Annotated in this window: 2 protein-coding genes; one reads left to right on the forward strand and one right to left on the reverse strand. The window is 68.6% G+C overall.

Going from position 1 to position 1,061, the window contains the following annotated elements; genetic code table 11:
* Window positions 1-483: anti-sigma factor (locus KZ820_RS21670; RefSeq protein ID WP_219750868.1), on the forward strand; the 483-nt coding region annotated here is incomplete at its 5' end.
* A gap of 51 nt (window positions 484-534) precedes the next feature.
* On the opposite strand, the gene KZ820_RS21675 is transcribed toward KZ820_RS21670, so the two are convergent.
* Window positions 535-1,061, reverse strand: a 527-nt coding sequence (locus KZ820_RS21675) for an MgtC/SapB family protein (protein ID WP_219750869.1), incomplete at its 5' end; no start/stop codon positions are given.

Consider the following 1,061-nt stretch of genomic DNA (forward strand, 5'->3'; position numbering starts at 1 on the left):
GGCTGGTCGAGCGCGCGGTGGAGCGGCGAACCCCGCGCGGGCATCGCGGCGCTGGCCAACGAGGCGAGTGATAATTTCCGTGTCTATGCCGCCGACCGGATACGACCGGCGGAGATCGGCCCCGACCAGCGCGCCATGCTGATCCGATGGACCTCCGCTCGATTGGGTGAGCGCGTCACGATCCCGGACCTCAGCACGGCCGGCTATCGCTATGGCGGGGGGCGACTGGTCGCGACGCCCCACGGCCCTGCGGCACTGCTCCTCTACGACGGACCGCAAGCGTCGAAACTTGCGGTGCTGACGAGGCCCATGCAGATCGACAAGACCGCGAGCATGACCAGCACGTCCAGCGGGACCATGGGCCGGGTCACATGGGCGGTCGACGGGATCGGCTATAGTGTGGTGGGCGAGCGACCCGCGGCCGAACTGCATCCGATCGCCGATGAAGTCCGGCGTCAGGCAGATGCCGCGCTTGTGTCCTGATAGCGCCTTGCCGCCTCCCGGCGCCGACGGGCACCGGGCGGTCCAGCGCGATCACGGCTTGCGCTCGACATCCTTCCTGTCGGTCTCGGCCGGCGTCAGACGGGCTCGCTCGCGGATGCGGCGTTCCAGCGGCGCGCCGACGAACAGGACGAGCATTGCAAGGCTCACCCCGCCGATGATGAGCGGCCACACCGCCAACCCTGCTGCCGCGCCGATCGTGGCTGTCACCCAGATGCACGCGGCGGTCGCCAATCCATGCACTTCCTGACCCTGGCCGACCCGCAGCACCGCACCGGCACCGATGAAGCCGACGCCGGACAGAATGCCCTGCATCGCCCGTCCTGCGGCATCGGCGTTCACGTTCGGCAAGCCACTATGCACGATCGCCTGAACGGCGATGCAACTCGCCAGACCGACCAGACCCAGCGTCCGCAGGCCCATGATCTGCCGGTTCTCACGCGAGCGTTCCCAGCCGAGCACCATCCCGGCCGCGGTCGCCACCACCAGCCGGCCAATCGCATCGATCCAGAAAGCGACGTCCGGTGCCGCTGATGCTTCGATCATTCGACCAGCACGTG

The organism is Sphingomonas citri (genome assembly GCF_019429485.1).
Classification (GTDB): Bacteria; Pseudomonadota; Alphaproteobacteria; order Sphingomonadales; family Sphingomonadaceae; genus Sphingomonas; species Sphingomonas citri.